We start from the raw sequence: 16,457 nt of genomic DNA on the forward strand, positions 1-16,457 counted from the left end.
TCGGGTGGCAGAGATTGACTGCGAGCGACTGCAGATCCGCCCGTCGTCGACGCGTGAGGCAATCCCTTGACTTCCGACCTGCTCGCCCCCCTGGACCTGGCGTTCTGGAACATCGAGTCCGACCGGCATCCGATGCACCTCGGCGCGCTCGGCGTCTTCGGCGCGCACTCGCCCACCGCCGGTGCCCACGCCGCCGACCTGCTCGCCGCCCGGGCCGCCGCCGTGCCCGGGCTTCGCCTGCGCATCCGCGACGTGTGGCAGCCGCTCGCCTTCGGCAGCGCCACCCGGGAGCCCGACCCGGACTTCGACCCGCTGAACCACGTACGGCTGCACGCCCCGACCCTCGACTTCCACGGCGTCGCCGGCCGGCTCATGGAGCGCCCGCTCGAGCGGGGCCGGCCGCCGTGGGAGGCGCATGTGCTGCCCGGCGAGGACGGGATGTCCTTCGCCGTGCTGTTCAAGTTCCACCACGCCCTCGCCGACGGGCTGCGCGCGCTGAAGCTCGCCGCCGGCGTCCTCGACCCGGTGGACCTGCCCGAGCGGGCGCCGCGCGCCATCGAGCCGCAGCGCGGGCTGCTGCCCGACGTGCGCAGGCTGCCGGGGCTCGTCCCCGGGCTGGTCAAAGGTGCGCTGTCCGACGTGGGCCGGGCCCTGGACATCGGGGCCTCCCTCGCCCGGTCCACCCTCGGCATGCGGCCCACCTCCGCGCTCACCTCCGCCCCGAGCGGCACCCGCCGCACCGCCGGCGTGGTCTTCGACATCGACGACGTGCACCGGGTGCGCAAGACCGCCGGCGGCACCGTCAACGACGTGCTGATCGCCGTCGTCGCCGGGGCGCTGCGCCGCTGGCTGGAGGAACGCGGCGAGTGCACGAAGGACGTGGCGCCCCGTGCCCTCATCCCCGTCTCGCGGCGCCGTCCGCGCACCGCGCACCCACAGGGCAACCGGCTCTCCGGCTATCTGATACGGCTCCCGGTGGGCGAGCCGGATCCGCTCGGCCGGCTCGGTACCGTGCGCACCGCGATGCTCCGCAACAAGGACGCGGGGCCGAACCGTGGCGCGGGTGCCGTGGCGCTGCTCGCCGATCACGTCCCGGCCCTCGGCCACCGGCTCGGCGGGCCGCTCGTCGGGCAGGCGGCCCGGCTGTGGTTCGACATCCTCGTCACCAGCGTGCCGCTGCCGGGGCTGGGACTGCGGCTGGGCGGGCACGAGCTGAGCGAGGTGTATCCGCTGGCACCGCTCGCCCCGGGGCAGTCGCTGGCGGTGGCCATCTCCACGTATCGCGGCCGTGTGCACTACGGCCTGGTCGCCGATGCGCAGGCAGTGCCGGACCTGGACCGGTTCGCTCACGCGGTGTCGACCGAGGTGTCGACGTTGCTGGCGGCCTGCGAGGCCTGACCCGGCCTCGCAGGCCGGGACGGGGTTCCCACCCGCACCGCCGAGCGGCTTTCACCACCGGGTGCGGGTGGCTCCCGGTGGTGCGCTCTCGTGGTGGGTGGCTGTGGCTGGTCGGGGGCGGGGGTGGTCTGGCTTCGGTCGGGGTGGGGTTCGCGCGCGTACTGCCGTGTGGTTTTCGTCGCCGGGTGCGGGTGGCCCCGGCGGTGCGCCTGCGCCGCCGCCGGCGGCGGCTGTGGCTGGTCGGGGGCGGGGAGGGCGCTCGGCGGGGGCCGCCCCCAAGGCGACCGGATCTCCGGCTGGTGCGGCACTGCAGCCGCGGGGGCCCGGTCCGCTCGGGCGATGGGGAAACGGGCGCGGGAGTGGGTGGTTTCGCTGCTGGTCCTGGTGGGTTTGGCGGTGGGCCGGTGCGCTCCGTAAAATTCCCCGTTCGAAAGCGGGCGCGAGTCGGAGCGCTGCGCGGGTGATCAGGGAAGCGGCAGCGCGATGACGGTGACAGAGGACGGCTCCATGGCCTCCATGGCCACGGAGGAAGTGGTCTACGGCCCCGGTATCGACCCGGAGCGGCTGGCCGTCTGCCTCAGCGTGCTCGAGGAGCTCGACACCATCGAGGTCGACCACCCGGACGCGATCAAGGTCCGCCGGGCCACCTCGCACATCTACCGCACGGTCAAGCAGCGCCGCCGCCAGGAGCGCCGGGCCGCCAAGACCGCGCACGACCGCGCCGTCACCGAGGCCACCGCCACCGGCTCCGCCGAGCGCATCGACGACGAGACCGAGGGCATCCTGCCCTCCTCCAAGGTCGACGCCGGCACGATCGCGGGCATACTCCAGCGCCCCCGCTCCTGCTACACCTGCAAGACCCGCTACGTCGAGGTCGACTACTTCTACCACCAGCTCTGCCCGGACTGCGCCCGCACGAACCGCGCCAAGCGCGACGCCCGCGCCGACCTCACCGACAAGCGCGCCCTGCTCACCGGCGGCCGCGCCAAGATCGGCATGTACATCGCGCTGCGCCTGCTGCGTGACGGCGCGCACACGACCATCACCACGCGCTTTCCCAAGGACGCCATCCGCCGGTTCAAGGCGATGGAGGACTCGGCGGACTGGATCCACCGTCTGGAGGTCGTCGGAATCGACCTGCGCGACCCGGCCCAGGCCGTGGCCCTCGCCGAGCAGGTCGCCGAGGCGGGCCCGCTCGACATCCTGATCAACAACGCGACCCAGACCGTACGCCGCCTGCCCTCCGCGTACGCGGCCCTGGTCGAGGGTGAGACCGCCCCGCTGCCCGCCGGTGAACTCCCCGCCCACCACGTCATCGGCGCCTTCAACTCCGGCGCCGTCGACGGCATCGCCGCCCTGCCCGTCGGCACCAGCGGCCTGGACGCCCAGAAGGTCGCCGACCTCGCCCTGGTCGCGGGCAACGCCAGCGTCGCCCGGCACCTCGACGGCACCGCCATCGACGCCGGCGGCCTCGTTCCCGACGTCGTCGACACCAACACCTGGGTGCAGACCATCGACCAGATCTCGCCGGTCGAGCTGCTCGAGACCCAGCTGTGCAACTACACGTCGCCGTTCATCCTGATCAGCGCCCTGCGCCCGGCCATGGCCGACGCCGCGAAGAAGGCGGGCAGCGGGCGTGCGTACATCGTCAACGTCTCGGCGATGGAAGGCGTCTTCAGCCGCGGCTACAAGGGCGCCGGGCACCCGAACACCAACGCCGCGAAGGCGGCCATGAACATGGTCACGCGGACCAGCGCGGCGGAGATGTTCGAGACCGACGGCATCCTCATGACCTCCGTCGACACCGGCTGGATCACCGACGAGCGCCCGCACTACGACAAGCTGCGCCTCGCCGAGGCCGGCTTCCACGCCCCCCTCGACCTGGTCGACGGCGCCGCCCGCGTCTACGACCCGATCGTGCGCGGCGAGGCGGGCGAGGACCTGCACGGCGTCTTCCTGAAGGACTACGCGCCGGGCAAGTGGTGACCGTGCGCAGGTGACGCCCTTCCCCGCGCCCCGGGCGTCAGTCCACCGCGCCGAGCCGGGAATGGCGGGCCGCCACCAGCTCCAGCACCGTGCGCCAGTCCTCCAGGACGCCCGCGTCGAACCCCGCCGTACGGCTCTCCTCGTCGGCCTGGCGCAGCCGCAGCACATCGTCGTCGGCCGGGCCCGCCTCCCCGCGCACCAGACGGAACACCCGCTCCCCGAGCAGGGAGCGCACCGCCTCGGCCGCGCCGAGCGCTCGGCCCCTCTCGTCACCCGGGCACAGCACCGGCCCGATGCCGTGCACCAGCCCCGCCACCTGGAGCTCCTTGTCGGCGGGGCGGCTGCGGCGCAGCAGCGCGGCGGTTCGCAGCGCGTGCTGGTGCCGGCCGGCGTACAGCAGATCCATCAGCTCCTCGACGCTGCGCAGCTCCATGCGTCAGTCCTTCCGCGAGACAGCCGTTGCAGCTCATCAGCAGATCATGGCGAGCTTGCGCCCCGGCCAACGGCACCTGAACTGAGCCGCATGTAGTCCGAGTGGGTGACCCGCTCGACGGCCGGGTGATGCGCCGCAAGGTAAATGGCCGCATATTAGGAGGTATTGGGGGGCGAAACGACTTCTGATAGTTACACCTTGTTTGCACTCCCGATCGAGCGCGAGCCCGCTCATTTGGGTAATCTGGAGGGGACGGGCAGCAGCACCGGGTCCCACCCAGACCCATACGTCCGTACCGGCGCCACCGCGTCCGAACTGGCCTTCCAACCAGACCCGAGCGGGCGCCGAGTGCCGGAGCGCAGGCTGTCCGGCAGGCCCCCCGAGGGTGACCGACACATAAGGAGCGCGCGGTGACACCGGAGAAGACGAATCGCGATCAGCGCCCCAAGGAACGCACGGAACGCGTGGGCCGGCGCCCTGGGGAGCTCGGCAGCCTCGATGTGTGGGCCCGGTCCGCCCCGATCCGCCTGGCGGGTTACGAGGACGACCTCGCCGAACCCCACATCCTGCCCAGCGTGGACTGACCCCCGGGCCGGACCCCTGGCGATCGCCGGCCGCATGGGCGTGACCTGACAGACTCACGCCCATGTTGATCAGAGCAGCCCTGGCCGAGGACTGGCCGCGGATCTGGCCTTTCTGGCACCGGATCGTCGCCGCCGCCGAAACCTACGCCTGGGACCCCGAGACCTCCGAGAACGACGCCCGCGCACTCTGGATGAACCCCGCCAAGCGCGTCTACGTCGCCGAGGACGCGACCGGAGCGGTGGTCGGCTCGGCCTATCTCACCCCGAACTACGGCGGCCCCGCCGCCCGCGTCGCCAACGCCGGTTTCATGGTGGACCCGGACCGCGCCGGCGAGGGCATCGGCCGGGCCCTCGCCGAACACGTCCTCGCCCAGGCCAGGGCCCACGGCTACCGCGCGATGGTCTTCAACGCCGTGGTCGAGACCAACCCCGCCGTCGCCCTGTGGACCTCCCTGGGTTTCACCGTCCTCGGCACGGTCCCGGAGGCCTTCGACCATCCCCGGCACGGCAGGGTGGGCCTGCACATCATGTACCGGTCGCTCGAGTAGGCCGCCAACAGGCGCGGGCCTCCTGACCCGTACGGCCGGGGCTCAGGAGCCGGCCACCGGCGCCGTCCGCCGCCACGGGCGCAGCGTCTCCAGCTCCTCCGCCAGCTCCAGCAGCACGGCCTCCGAACCCGGCCGGCCCACGAGCTGTACGGCGCAGGGGGCGCCCGAGGGAAGGGTGCCGAACGGGACCGACATCGCGGGCCAGCCGGTCAGGTTCCAGGGCGGGGTGAACGGGGAGTACGCGGTGTTGGCCAGGACGTTGCGCAGCCAGCCGCGTTCGTGCCACGGACCGGCCTCGGGGGAGCGCCGGGCCAGGGCCGCGGTGAGCAGGACGTCGTACTCGGTGAAGAAGGGGGTCAGCCGGGCGCGCAGGCGCTCACGGCTGTCCCCGGTGCGCACCGAGCGGACGAACCGACGCCCCAGCGCCGCGTGCACCCGGGTCCGCCGGGCCAGCAGGGCCCGGTCCAGGCCCTCGGCGTCGACCGCGGTCCCGGCCGTCCAGTGCCGCAGCGCGGTCACGCCCAGCGAGAGGGGATACGGCGGCTCGGCCCGCCGCACCCGGTGCCCGGCCCGCGTGAGCTCCCCGGCCGCCTCCCGGACCGCGGTCGTATACGGTCGGCTCACGCTCACCCCGGCGAGCGGACTGCGCACGGCCGCGGCGATCCGCCGGCGCGGGGGCTCCGCCGCACCCGGGACCTCCGCGCCCGCGAGCACGCCCAGCATCAGCCGCAGGTCCTCGACCGTCGTGGCCAGCGGGCCGTTCTCCGCCATGCCGAACCAGTCGCCGTTGCCGATCCCCGCCGGCACCACGCCGTGCCCCGGCTTCAGCGTGACCAGGCCGCAGTTCGCCGCCGGGATGCGCAGTGACCCCATCCCGTCGTTGCCGAGCGCGATCGGTACCAGGCCCGCGGCCACCGCGGCCGCGCTGCCGCCGGAGGAGCCGCCCGCCGTCCGGGAGACGTCCCAGGGATTGCGGGCGGTGCCGAACACGCCCTCCGTGGTGCCGAACACACACAGCTCCGGCACGTTCGTCAGACCCACGACCACCGCGCCGGCCGCACGCAGCCGGGCCACCGTGACGTGATCCTCGGCGGCCGGGGTGTCGGGGGTGGCGGCGGAGCCGTCGCGGTGGGACTCGCCGCGCACCGCGAGATTGTCCTTCACGGCCACCGGCACGCCCGCGAGCGGCAGTTCGGCCAGATTGGCGCGGGAGGCCACCTCGTCTGCCTCGGCGAGCGCCGCCTCGGCCCGCACCTTCCGGAACGCCCCGATCCGGCCGTCGAGCCGCTCGATCCGCGCGAGATGCTCGGCCGCCACCTCCCGGGGTGTCACCCGCTTCTCGCGTACGGCAGCGGCTATCTCGGCGGCACTCCGCCCGGCCCAGTCACCCACGGGCACTCCTCGCTCGGTCTCGCTCGGTCGTCGGCTACTCGCTGGTACGAATCACGGCGCAGGGAGAACTGTGCCTGGTCGGGCGGGGTACGTCGAGAGCCAGGGCGACGCAACGTGTTCGTCATCCGATCAATCCTTCAAGTCCCGTACCCTGCAGCGCCGTTGACAGGCTTGTCGGAGCCACACAATTATCAAGACGTCCGATGAATCGGAGTTTATGGGAGCCGCTCATGAGCACGCCCGGGGCCACGGCAGGCGCCCGGCTGCGGGAGACGGGGGAGTGGCTCAAGGTCAACGGGGAGGCGGTGTACGACACCACGTACTGGTCCCGGATGGGCCAGCTCGGGGAGGATCCGCGCTTCACGGTCCGCCCGGACGAGGCTTTCAACGTCCATTCACCGGCCCGCCCGGGCGCGAGGCTGATCGTCGGGGCGCCGGTGCCGGTGCGGGCGGGGGACAAGGTGACCATGCTCGGCCACGACCGGCCCCTGACCTGGACCATGACGAACGGTTCGCTGGTCATCGACGTACCGGAGGCCGCGCGGATCGCGGGCCGGTACGTGTGGGTGTTCAAGGTGGACTGGCGGGCTTGAGCGGTCGGGCCTCGGCGCAGGCACGGAGGTCGGGCGGGAGCAGGCCGAGGATCCGGTCCCGCTCGGCCTCGCTCGGGCCGACCTCCCGGGCAAGGCGGAAGAGGCCGAGGTGGGCCTCGGCGGTCTCGCGGAGACCGAGCAGCGCCCCGGCGGCCTCGACCCGGTCGGGGACGGGGGCGGAGGTGTCGGCGAGCACCGTCTTCAGTGCTTCCTCGGCCAGGTTGCGCACCGGGCGGTACGCCGCGAGTCCTCGTGCCGCCCGGACCCGGTGCCGGGCCGCTGCGGAATCGGATTCCAGGATCCTGCGATAGGCGGCCACCGCCTCGTTGCCCACGTCCAGTCCGTCCCAGGCGGAGGCGGCGGCGAGGTGAGCCTCGGGGTCCGTGGTGTGCGAGCCGGAGAGGTCGCGCAGGACGTTCCGTCCCTCCTCGCCGAGGTCTTCGGTGAGCAGGGCGGCGGCCCCGGCCCTGACCGCCGGCGGCACGTCCGGGTCGGTGGCCAGGGCGCGGGTGAGGGGGATGCGGTTGTGGGCGCCGCTGGTGGGGAGGAACGCGCAGAGGGCTACGCGGAGTTCGGGCGGTTCGGTGGGGTCGCTCGCGAGGGAGTGCCTCATGGCCGGCTGCGCCCAGCCGACCCCCTCCGCGGCCGCGATCCGGTCCGGCAAGGGCGCTTCGGGATCCTTCGCCCAGGCCAGCAGCAGACCCTCCGTCCGGCGCTTCCCAGGTTCGTCCCGCAGCAGCAGGCCGAGCGGCCTCAGCAGTGTCAGGGCCTCGGTCCGACGCTGCTGGACCAGGTCCATCCACCGGTCGACGGCCTCGCGGGGGTCCACACCGGCGATCGCGGCGATGCGGAGGTGAGTGCGGTCGGTGCCCCGCCCGAGAAGCACGTACTCGGCACAGCCGCCGGACAGACCGGACACGTACGATCCCGTCGCGGCCAGCTGCATGCTCAGCCGGTGCAGCCGGCCGTCGCGCATCCCCGCGACCAGCGCCATCCACCGGTCGTAGGGAATCCACTCGAAGGCCCGGCTCAAGGCCCTCACCCGGATCGCCTCGTCGATCCCGGGATCCTCCACCATGCGCATGAGCGCGAGGCGGACGCACGGTGCCATGGCCGCGCGGTACTGCCACCGTTCCTCTTCGATGTCCAGCAGAGCGTCCGGGGGCGTCGTGGTGCCGGCGAACATGGCCCGCATCCGTTCGTGCACCGGTGACTCGGGCACCAGCGCGTCAGCGAGATCCAGCAGCTGCCACAGCCGTTCGTCCTTGATTCCGGGCTCGTCCAGCAGACGGTGCAACGTATCCGAGGCCGCGCGCTGGTCCACCGCGGCCAGTCTCTCGAGTGACTGGATGCGGTGCCGCACACCGGCGAGCGGGTCCTCCGCGATCCGGCGCAGCAGACCGGACGCGGTTTCGCGGTGTTCGGCGCCCAGGATCCCCGTCGCGGCGCGGAGGCGCACGGCTGCGGGCAGTGTTCCGTCGGATGCCATGCTGACGACGCTCTCCGCCCAGGCCGCGGTGTCGTCGTCGGCGGGGAACTCCACGAGGGCCAGGCGCTCGGACATCCCCACGTCGGGATCGGAGGCCAGGTGGCGCAGTTCGTCACGTGTCCGCTCGCTCGCGCCCATGCCGATCAGCCGGGAGGCGTACCCCAGGCGCTCGGTCAGGGTGGCGTCCGGGTCGCGCATCGCCGTCAGCAGAAGTTCCCGGGCCCTGGCCGGGTGCCCCAACTCCCTCAGGAAGTGCGCCAGTTCGTTGAGCTGCGAGCCCTGCCGCCGCGTCTGCGGGAACTCGTCCACGCAGGCTTGCGCAGTGGTGAGCCGGCCGGCTCGGACGAGGGCGCGGACGGCTGCCCAGCGGGTCGAGGCGGACAGCCTCTCGTCGCGGGCCGTCCGCTCGAGAAGCTGAGCGTCGGTCGTGGCACCAATGGCGTTGCGGATCACGTCGTCGGAAGCGGTCCGGTCGCGCAGGATCTCGGCCGCCAGCGTCCGCGTGACCTGCAGCCGCAACGGTCGGCGCAGCCGCATGGCGGCTTGCAGACGCAGGTGGGCCGGAGCGGAGGTGTCCCGGCAGAGGCTCTCCAGCACCTCGGGCCGCTCCTGCGACAGCAGCGTGCCGACCAGGTACACGGCCTCGTACGCAGGCAGCCGGGCCAGCCGGGGATTCGCCGCCAGGGCCTCGGCCAGAGCGGTCCGCGTGTCGGAGTCGGTGACGTTCACCAGGTGGTACAGCTGGTCGTCGGTGTCGATGTCCAGCAAACCCGTGGACGTGCGCAGCAGACGTGCGACCAGATGCGTGCCCCCGGCGCGGTCCAGTCCCCACAGCGCCGTGGCAGCCAGCAGGCGGCGGTCCGGCAGCCGGCCGGGATCCCGGGCCATGGCCACCAGACGCTCACACGCCCCGGCGGGATCCCCCGCCTCGGCCAACAGCTCCGCGATGTCGATCCGCAGCGACAGCGGCAGGTCCTCGTCGTCGGCGAGTTCCGCGGCGAGGGCGGCCGCGTCCGCGCACGCACGCCGTACGTAGCGTTCCAGCGCGACCAGACGCGGCCCGTTCGGCACGGTGCCGTCACGCACGAGGGCGGCCAGGTCCTCTTCGTGCAGCACGGTGCACAGCCGCTCCAGCACGGTGTTCACCGTGACCGAGTCGCCCACCCGGACGCCCCGGTCGTACAGCTTGATCACCGCCCGGGTGAACCAGGCCGCCAGCCGCCGGTCCACGGTCGCCTCGTCGCAGAGGATGGTCGCGCACAGCAGCAGGTCCCGCCAGCCGCCCGTGCGTACGGCGGTGCGCAGGAACTCGTCCAGCGGGTGGGCCTGCTGCCAGGCCGCCGCGATGAAGAGGATCAGCTTGGGCTGTTCGGCGGCGATCGCGTCCCGCAGGATGCGCAGCGCCTCCGGGGCCCGGGGGCTCAGCCGCTCGGCGATGGCGCACCCCGCCAGGTACTCCTGGACAGTGTGGTGCAGGAAGTAGAACCCGCCGCTGCGCCGGGTGATCAGACCGGTGAGGGTCAGGGCGCGCTCGACCACGTCCGCGGGCGCAGCCGCCTCCGGGGCCCGCACGGCGAGGAGTTCGAGAACCTGGTCCAGCAGCGGACGGGTGTCCCCGGCCTGCCGGCGGTCCGCCACCGGCCCGAGGACGTCATGCACATGGGCCAGCAGCTCGGGGGTGACACCGAGCACCGCCGCGCCGCCGTCGGCGAGGCGCCGGCCGCCCTTGTCGCGCAGCAGCCGGACGAACCGGGCGTAGAGGTCGGCGTGATGCCGGGGCAGGCCACCCGTCGCCGCGATCACGCAGATCATGGTGAGGTACAGCGGGTTGCGGGCCATGTCCCCGAGCCACCCGTGGCGCAGCTCGTCGGTCAGGGACGCGACCCGGCGCGCCGCGTCCGGCACCTCGAGCTCGGTGAACCAGGCCAGCGCGACCTTGGCGATCTCCTCCTCCCCGAACTGCTCCAGCGTGTACTGCCGCAGCTCGCCCAGCTGGTACATCTCCGCCGCCACCAGCGACCGGCCGGCCACCGCGAACCGCAGGTCCGGATCGTCCGTGAGCCCCTTGAGGCGCCGGACGACCTTGCGCCGGGCCTCCGGGTCCAGGACCTCGTCCAGACCGTCGACGCACACCAGCCAGGGCACGCCCGGCAGGGGAGCGGCCGCGAAGAACTCCGCGCCGAACGAGCGGCGCAGACCGGTGAGATCGCGCCGTACCGTCTCCGCCAGGGCCTCCGGCAGCGGGCGGTCGACCAGCTGGTCGGCGGCGATGCGCACGGGGACGTACGACGGCGCGTCCGCCGGGTGCTCCAGCCACGCCGTCGCCGCCGTGAACGTCAGGCGCCGCAGCAGGCTGGACTTGCCGGACCCGGCCTCACCGGTGAAGAGCACATGCCGGGCGCCGTCGAGAACGCCCTCGGCGGGCCGCTTCTCGTCGGATGCCCGCCGGTCGGGCGTCTCGCGCCGCGCCGACGCCTCCTGCCGCACGTACACGGTGGACAGCGGAATGTCCTTGGTGTCGGCGACCAGCATCGCGTAGGGATGCTCGTCCGCCCCGATCCGTGCCGCCCGCAGATACTCCCGCAGCCGGGGGCCGGGGTGGCGGAAGCCGCCGGCGCGCAGCTGAGCGTCGTCCAGCGCGGACAGCCAGGCGATGGGGGCCCCGGGAACGGCACAGCGCGCCAGCACCTCCTCGATCGGCACCATGTGGGCGCTGCCCGCCAGGTCGGAGCGCGCCAGCATGCCGCAGACCGCGCCGGTCCGCTCGTTCACCACCGGGCTGCCGCTGTAGCCCTCGCCGACCGGTGTGCCGTAACCGCGCGGCATGGCCAGCGGGTCGTGGAGGGTGAGGCGGGAAGGGCCCAGGTACTGCAGGGACGCCCACTGGCCCGGCTGGTAGTGGCCCTTGGGATGACCGTAGACGGACAGGCTGTCGCCGGCCCGCAGATGCGGTGAGGTCGCCACGGGGTGGGCCGCGGTCCCGCAGCGCAGGAAGGCGACGTCCAGCCCGTTCGGCGAACGGTGGATGTCCTCCTCGGCGACCGTGAGCGCGAGGTCGGCCTGGCTCGCGACGATCCGGCCCCGCACCGCGCCCGCCGCCCCGGCCACCACATGCGCGCACGTCACCACCACGCCGGGAGCGATGACGAATCCGGTCCCGCCCCTGTCCTGACCGGGCAGGTCCAGCGCGACGGTCGACGCCTCCAGCAGCTCCCTCCACCCGTCCACCGCTACGCTCCCGGCGCCTCCGCAGCGGTCCACTCCAGAGTGACCTTCCAGGTGGATCTGGTGGACGCCTTGCCCACGACGGCGAGGAACTGCCCGGTGTCGAAGGAGATGTCACAGCCGAACTCGACCGTCGCCCTGGACGCCCCGGTCTGCTGCAGGCGTGTGCCCATCGCGCGGGCGAGCGCCGTCAGGCCGTCGAGCACGGGTTCCAGGCGCGGCCGGCCCCAGCCGATCTCCTGCTCCTCACCCAGTGCCGGACCTGCGGGCCGGCCACCCGGACCGACGGACAGCAGCACCTTCTGGCCGTCGATCTCCACCGGTACGACCGTCTCGCCGCCCGCGTCCCGTTCTTCGTCCAAGCCCGCGCCCCTTCCCCGTCACAACGTCAGCCGGACGGCCCATCGTAGTGGCGGGCCGATGGCTCAAGGGGCGTGTTCCGTCGGCACGTTGGCCGGTAGGGGTCCTGTGCTGCCGCGCCCCGTCAGTCGTGGCACGGGGACTCCCACCGAGCGGGCGGGGTTGCCGTCCAGCAGGGGCAGCAGTTCGCGTGCCGCGGTGCGGCCGAACTCCGCGCTGTCCCGGGAGAGGGCGGACAGCCGGGGGGTGACCATGCGGCACAGGGCCGAGTCCTCCCAGGAGACCAGCGACACGTCCTGCGGGACACGGAAGCCCAGTTCGGCGGCGGCGGCCAGGCCGGCCACGGCCATCACGTCGTTGTCGTAGATGAGCGCCGTCGGGACGGGCGGGTCGCCGAGGACGCGGCGGGTGACGGCGGCGCCCTGCGCGTCGGAGTAGTCGGTGGTGACCGAGCGGACCTCGGTGAGCCCGCGCCGCTCCGCCTCCGCGCGCAGCGTGGCGATACGGCGCTGGGTGTGGGCCAGGCCGGGCAGTCCGGCGATGTGCACGATCCGGCGATGGCCGAGCGCGGTCAACTCGTCCACCACGGAGGCCATCGCCCCGGCGTCGTCCGCCCAGACGGTGGACAGGCCGGGGTGCCGTACGTCGGGTGCGCCGCCGATCACCACGGCGGGCAGCCCGAGTTCGTCCAGCAGGCCGGGGCGCGGGTCGTCGGCGCGCGGGTCGGCCACCAGGACGCCGTCCACCCGGTGCTCCGCCCACCAGCGCCGGTACACCGCGCACTCCTCGCTCACGTCCTGCGCGACCTGGAAGAGCAGGCCCAAGTGCCGCTCGGCCAGCACCTCCTGGATGCCGGAGACGAGCTGGAGGAAGAAGGAGTCGACGCCCAGGGTGTGCGCGGGACGGGCGAGGACGAAGCCGACCGTGGCCGCGCCCTCGCCGGACAGCGCGCGGGCGGCCGTGCTGGGACGCCAGCCGAGCTGCTCGGCGACCCGGCGGACCCGCGCCCGGGTGGCCTCGGAGACACCTGGGCGGTCGTTGAGCGCGAAGGAGACGGCGCTCTCGGAGACCCCGGCCCGCCGGGCGATGTCCTTCATCGTGGGCCGGCGTGCGGGTGACCGTTTGGTCGGCACGTTTCCCCCTTCCTGACAGGGCTCGCTAATGCGCTTGAGTGTCAAGACCCTAAAGCGCATTAGTAAATGACGGCAAGCTCTCGCCCGGACCGCTCTGACCTGCACTAATGAAACTGCGGATGTCTTTAGTCCGGTGAATGCATTGACTTTCCTCGAACGGCGCGGGCAAGGTCTCTCGCGCCACCCCACAGCCCCACACCGCAAGGGAGCCGTGTCACCGTGCCCATGTCCCGCAGAGCCCTCGCCGCCGCTGCCGCCGCCCTCGTCCTGCCGCTGAGCGCCTGCGGCTCGGGCGGCGACGGCGGCGGCTCGACCGACGCCTCCGGCACGATCCAGGGCGACATCACCTTCCAGACCTGGAATCTGCGCGCGAACTTCCAGTCGTACTTCGACGGCCTCATAGCCGACTTCGAGAAGAAGTACCCCGGTACGCATGTGAAGTGGATCGACCAGCCCGCCGAGGGCTATCCCGACAAGCTCAGCGCGGACGCCGGCGGTGGCACCCTGCCCGACGTCGTCAACGTCTCCCCGGACCTGGTCGCCCCGCTCGCCAAGGCGGGCCTCGCGCTCGACCTGGACAAGGCGGCCGGCACGTACAGGTCCGAGTACCTCGAGGGGGCCTGGGCCGGCCACCAGGTGCCGGGCATGAGCGGCACGTACGCCTTCCCCTGGTACCTGAACACCGGGCCGCTCTTCTACAACAAGGCCCTGTTCAGAGAGGCCGGAATCGACCCCGACCAACCGCCGAAGACGTACGACGAACTCTTCGCTGACGCCCTGCGGATGGCGAAGAAGAGCGGCGGCAAGGTCGCCACCCTCGCCAACGTGCCCACCATCGAGGACTTCGGCCGCTACGGCGTCACCCTGATGAACCGGCAGGGCACCGCCTTCGCCTTCAACGACGCCAAGGGAGTCGAACTCCTCACCAGGTACAAGGAGCTGTACGACGCCAAGGCCCTCGACCCGCAGGCGCTGACCGCCACTCCGGAGTCCTCCGGCAAGAAGTTCCTCACCGGCGCCGTCGCCATGAACCCCGGCAGCGCCCTCGACCTCGACAACTTCAAGAAGAACGCGCCGAGCCTCTACAGGAACATCGGCATCACCGACCAGATCACCAGCACCGGGCACGTCAACATGTACGTGATGGGCGTCATGGTCAACTCCCGCACCAGGCACACCCCGGCCGCCGTCGCCTTCGCCCACTTCGTCACCGACGCACAGAACCAGATGTCCTTCGCCAAGAAGGTCGCGATCTTCCCGAGCACCGCGGGCTCCCTGAACGACCCGTACTTCACCAAGGAGGACGGCACCGACGAGACCCGGGTGCGCATCGCCGCCGCCAAGTCCCTGAAGAGCGCCGTCAATTACACGCCCGTACTGTTCAGCGACCAGATGAAGACCGCGCTGCGCAACGAGGTGGCCAAGGCGCTCCAGGGCGAGGAGAGCCCCAAGCAGGCTCTTGACAACGCTGTCAACGCCGCCAACCGGCTGCTCCAGCAGGGCTGACGGCCATGGCGACGCCGGTCCGTGTCAGGCGCCAACTACCCGTCAGCCCGTGGCTGTTCGCCGCACCCGGGCTGCTCGTCACCGGCGCCTTCGTGCTCTACCCGTTCGTCTCCACCCTGGTGAACTCCTTCACCGACCGCCGCACCCTGCTGCCGGGCCACTTCGTCGGCCTCGCCAACTTCCGCGAGCTGCTCCACGACGACATGTTCTGGACCGGCCTGCGCAACAGCACCCTGTACGTCCTCGGGGTCGTACCCGCCCTGGTCGTCCTGCCCCTGCTGCTCGCGCTGCTGGTGCAGAAGAACATCCCCGGCATCACCTTCTTCCGCTCCGCCTTCTACACCCCGGTCGTCGCCTCGATCGTGGTGGTCGGGCTGATCTGGGTGTGGCTGCTGGACGAACGCGGCCTGGTCAACTCCCTGCTGGAGGCGGCCGGGATCGGCCGCGTCGGCTTCCTCAGCGACCAGTGGCTGCTCCTGCTGAGCGCGATGGCCGTCACGGTGTGGAAAGGCCTCGGCTACTACATGATCATCTATCTGGCGGCGCTGGCGAACGTACCGCGCGAACTGCACGAGGCCGCCGCCGTGGACGGCGCGGGTCCGGTGCGGCGCTTCCTCTCGGTCACCGTGCCCGCCGTCCGCTCCACCATGGTCCTGGTCGCCGCGCTCTCCTCGGTCGCCGCCTTCAAGGTGTTCTCCGAGGTGTATCTGATGGCCGGCCCGAGCGGCGGCCCGGCAGGCGAGGACACCACCCTCGTCATGCTCGTCCAGCGCACCGGCACCGGCCTGACCGGCCGGGTCGGCTACGCCTCCGCCCTGTCGGTCGTCGTGTTCGCCGTCACCGTCGCGCTCATGCTGCTGGTGCTGCGCGCCGACCGCCGGGAGGAGTCATGACCGTCCTGGAGAAGGTACGGCCCGAGCAGCCGGTCACCGTGCGCAAGGAGCCGCGCGTCACCGACGAACACGGCCGCCGTATCCGCGTCGGCGAGCTGGTCTGGCGCTACCTGCTGCTCCTCGCCGTCCTCGCGCTGACCGTCGGCCCGTTCCTGTGGCAGCTGTCCACCTCCCTGAAGGGCCCCACCGAGGACATCTACAGCTCACCGCCGTCGTTCCTGCCCGACCGTCCCACCCTGCACAACTACACGCGGGTCGCCGACACCATCCCCGTCTGGGACTACGCCCTGAACTCCCTGAAGGTCGCCACCGCCAACGTCGTCACCAACTGCGCCGGCTCGGCGCTCGCCGGATACGCCCTGGCCCGCCTGCGCTTTCGCGGCCGGAAGGTGACCACGCTGGTGTTCGTGCTGGCGATGCTCGTGCCCGTGGAGGGCATCGTCATCGCCCAGTTCACCACCATGCGCGAACTCGGCCTGAACAACACGCTCATCGGGGTCGTGCTGCCCGGCGCGATCGGCGCGATGAACGTGCTGCTGATGCGCAACGCCTTCCGCAACCTGCCGTACGAGATCGAGGAGGCGGCCTACGTCGACGGCGCCACCGTCTGGCAGCGGTTCCTGCGCGTCGCCCTGCCGTCGGTGAAGGGGACGGTCGCCGTCGTCGCGATCTTCGCCTTCATGGGCGCCTGGGACGACTTCCTGTGGCCCCTGATCGTGCTCAGCGATCCGTCCAAGTTCACCCTCACCATCGGCCTGAACTATCTGCACGGCACCTTCGCCGACGACGAACGCCTCGTCGCCGCCGGCACCGTGATCGCCGTGGCCCCGCTCATCGCGCTCTTCGCCTGCCTGCAGCGGTACTTCTTCCGCGGGGTCGGCGAGGGCGCCGTCAAGGGCTGAACACCCGTATGCCAC

13 protein-coding genes are annotated in these 16,457 nt (G+C 72.3%); 8 read left to right on the forward strand and 5 right to left on the reverse strand.

Annotated features, from left to right (window positions below; genetic code table 11):
- Positions 1-66 precede the first annotated feature (66 nt).
- Both ACWDEN_RS27620 and ACWDEN_RS27625 read left to right on the forward strand, forming a co-directional pair.
- The gene (locus ACWDEN_RS27620; protein WP_450860379.1) at positions 67-1,398 is read left to right on the forward strand and encodes a wax ester/triacylglycerol synthase family O-acyltransferase; all 1,332 of its coding nucleotides are present in this window, start codon (positions 67-69) and stop codon (positions 1,396-1,398) included.
- 483 nt (positions 1,399-1,881) lie between these two features.
- Complete coding sequence (locus tag ACWDEN_RS27625; protein ID WP_450860380.1) at positions 1,882-3,384, forward strand: SDR family NAD(P)-dependent oxidoreductase; 1,503 nt, start codon at positions 1,882-1,884, stop codon at positions 3,382-3,384.
- A 37-nt stretch (positions 3,385-3,421) separates the two neighbouring features.
- Here ACWDEN_RS27625 and ACWDEN_RS27630 read toward each other — a convergent pair whose 3' ends face one another.
- Positions 3,422-3,817 carry a hypothetical protein gene (locus ACWDEN_RS27630; RefSeq protein ID WP_351612782.1) on the reverse strand — a complete coding sequence of 132 codons (396 nt, stop codon included), beginning with the start codon at positions 3,815-3,817 and terminating at the stop codon, positions 3,422-3,424.
- A 410-nt stretch (positions 3,818-4,227) separates the two neighbouring features.
- Between ACWDEN_RS27630 and ACWDEN_RS27635 the strand changes: the two genes are divergently transcribed.
- Positions 4,228-4,401 carry a hypothetical protein gene (locus ACWDEN_RS27635; RefSeq protein WP_184966741.1) on the forward strand — a complete coding sequence of 58 codons (174 nt, stop codon included), beginning with the start codon at positions 4,228-4,230 and terminating at the stop codon, positions 4,399-4,401.
- Between the two features lie 62 nt (positions 4,402-4,463).
- Positions 4,464-4,949 carry an N-acetyltransferase family protein gene (locus ACWDEN_RS27640; protein WP_450860381.1) on the forward strand — a complete coding sequence of 162 codons (486 nt, stop codon included), beginning with the start codon at positions 4,464-4,466 and terminating at the stop codon, positions 4,947-4,949.
- 42 nt (positions 4,950-4,991) lie between these two features.
- On the opposite strand, the gene ACWDEN_RS27645 is transcribed toward ACWDEN_RS27640, so the two are convergent.
- On the reverse strand, positions 4,992-6,341 hold the full coding sequence (locus ACWDEN_RS27645) for an amidase (protein ID WP_450860382.1): 1,350 nt from the start codon (positions 6,339-6,341) through the stop codon (positions 4,992-4,994).
- 230 nt (positions 6,342-6,571) lie between these two features.
- Between ACWDEN_RS27645 and ACWDEN_RS27650 the strand changes: the two genes are divergently transcribed.
- The gene (locus ACWDEN_RS27650) at positions 6,572-6,934 is read left to right on the forward strand and encodes an alpha-L-fucosidase C-terminal domain-containing protein (protein WP_450860383.1); all 363 of its coding nucleotides are present in this window, start codon (positions 6,572-6,574) and stop codon (positions 6,932-6,934) included.
- On the opposite strand, the gene ACWDEN_RS27655 is transcribed toward ACWDEN_RS27650, so the two are convergent.
- The 3 genes from ACWDEN_RS27655 to ACWDEN_RS27665 all read right to left on the reverse strand — a co-directional run bounded on the left by ACWDEN_RS27655 (position 6,912) and on the right by ACWDEN_RS27665 (position 13,141).
- Positions 6,912-11,651, reverse strand: a complete 4,740-nt coding sequence (locus ACWDEN_RS27655; RefSeq protein WP_450860384.1) for a trypsin-like peptidase domain-containing protein — start codon at positions 11,649-11,651, stop codon at positions 6,912-6,914. The two genes, ACWDEN_RS27650 and ACWDEN_RS27655, sit on opposite strands and share 23 nt — an antisense overlap.
- Before the next feature lie 2 nt (positions 11,652-11,653).
- The gene (locus ACWDEN_RS27660) at positions 11,654-12,010 is read right to left on the reverse strand and encodes a CU044_2847 family protein (protein WP_351612794.1); all 357 of its coding nucleotides are present in this window, start codon (positions 12,008-12,010) and stop codon (positions 11,654-11,656) included.
- A gap of 63 nt (positions 12,011-12,073) precedes the next feature.
- Positions 12,074-13,141 (reverse strand): LacI family DNA-binding transcriptional regulator, encoded by a 1,068-nt coding sequence (locus tag ACWDEN_RS27665; protein ID WP_450860385.1) that lies wholly within the window; start codon positions 13,139-13,141, stop codon positions 12,074-12,076.
- A 219-nt stretch (positions 13,142-13,360) separates the two neighbouring features.
- Here ACWDEN_RS27665 and ACWDEN_RS27670 point away from each other — a divergent pair, with 219 nt between their 5' ends.
- The 3 genes from ACWDEN_RS27670 to ACWDEN_RS27680 are packed head-to-tail and all read left to right on the forward strand — an operon-like array spanning position 13,361 to position 16,442.
- Positions 13,361-14,647: an ABC transporter substrate-binding protein gene (locus ACWDEN_RS27670; protein WP_450860386.1), complete on the forward strand. Its 1,287-nt coding sequence runs from the start codon at positions 13,361-13,363 to the stop codon at positions 14,645-14,647.
- A 5-nt stretch (positions 14,648-14,652) separates the two neighbouring features.
- A complete protein-coding gene (locus ACWDEN_RS27675) occupies positions 14,653-15,540 on the forward strand; it encodes a carbohydrate ABC transporter permease (RefSeq protein ID WP_450860387.1) in 888 nt (295 codons plus the stop codon).
- A complete protein-coding gene (locus ACWDEN_RS27680) occupies positions 15,537-16,442 on the forward strand; it encodes a carbohydrate ABC transporter permease (protein ID WP_450860388.1) in 906 nt (301 codons plus the stop codon). Before ACWDEN_RS27675 ends, ACWDEN_RS27680 begins: the two co-directional genes overlap by 4 nt.
- Positions 16,443-16,457: the final 15 nt, after the last annotated feature.

It is taken from the genome of Streptomyces sp. NPDC001153 (assembly GCF_053598315.1).